1 protein-coding gene is annotated in these 1,206 nt (G+C 57.5%); it reads right to left on the minus strand.

What is annotated here, in order from left to right:
* Window positions 1-137: 137 nt before the first annotated feature.
* Window positions 138-1,116 (minus strand): IS5-like element IS1406 family transposase gene (locus JZ00_RS29650; RefSeq protein WP_152668489.1). Its coding sequence is split into 2 segments (ribosomal slippage): window positions 138-200 and window positions 202-1,116, totalling 978 coding nucleotides; the frame shifts between segments, so codons are not numbered across the junction.
* Between the last annotated feature and the right edge of the window lie 90 nt (window positions 1,117-1,206).

Genomic DNA, 1,206 nt, shown 5'->3' on the forward strand with positions numbered 1-1,206 from the left:
GCTGAACAATTAACCCGTTCGCACCGCCCCCATTTCCAAGCCGGTTTTTTTCAACCTACCGGCCTTATTTGCATTTCCAGGGCCGATTTTCGCCCTCATTTTGCTGATTTGCGGGTCAACCCGCCTTTCAGACGGATTTATCCCGCCGCCCGTTGCAAATACCGCTTGGCCAGCATCAGATTGGCCAACCCAAACAGACTGGAACAACTGCGCCGTATTCTTTTCCAGCCCACGGTAGAGAACCTTGCGATGATTGAAGCGCACCTTGATTACCTGAAATGGGTGCTCGACCTTGGCACGCAGTTGCGCCTTGGCGTATTCGATCTTGCGCTTGACCCTGTACAGCACACTGCCTTCGCCGTGCTGCTTGTAACTGCTTGGCCGGGCTGCAATCGACCAGATAACGTCCCGTTCAGCATGCTCCGGTCGCTTGGCCGTACCGGTGTATCCAGCGTCACCCGAAACATAGGTTTCGGCACCGTGCAGCAACTGGTCGACCTGGGTGACATCCGCCACGTTGGCGGCCGTCCCTACCACGCTGTGCACCAGCCCCGACGTGGCGTCGACACCAATGTGAGCCTTCATCCCGAAGTGCCATTGATTGCCTTTCTTGGCTTGATGCATCTCAGGATCACGCTTGCCTTCTCGGTTCTTGACCGAGGGCGGCGCGGCGATCAGGGTAGCGTCGACGATAGTGCCTTCCTTGAACAGCAGACCCCGGCCGGCCAGATGCAGGTTAATCGTTTCAAACAGCACCCGCGTTAGCCGATGGGTTTCCAGCAAGCGGCGAAAACGCAGTAAGGTAGTGGCATCCGGTGCCGACTCGCGGCCCAGGTCGATGCCCATAAAACCACGGATGGCCTGGCTGTCGTAGACGGCATCTTCGCAACCTTCATCGGAGAAACCGAAACACTGCTGCACAACATACATGCGCAGCATGCGTGACAACCTAATCGCAGGGCGTCCGCGCTTGCCTGTGGTGTCGCTATAGAACGGCGCCACTTGCGCCTCCAGCAGTGCCCAGGGCACCAGCTGTTCAAGGTCAGCCAGGAAGCGATCTCGGCGAGTCTGCTTTTTTTTGCTGGTGTATTCGAGTTCGGAGAAGGTCTTCTGCACGCGCGTAACGCTCACGGAGAGGGTGGCTGGTTGAAGGTACTCAGTGTGCCAAGGGTGGGGACGGTTGGCTATTTTTGCAGCGTCTCCCTA

The organism is Pseudomonas frederiksbergensis (assembly GCF_000802155.2).
Classification (GTDB): Bacteria; Pseudomonadota; Gammaproteobacteria; order Pseudomonadales; family Pseudomonadaceae; genus Aquipseudomonas; species Aquipseudomonas frederiksbergensis_A.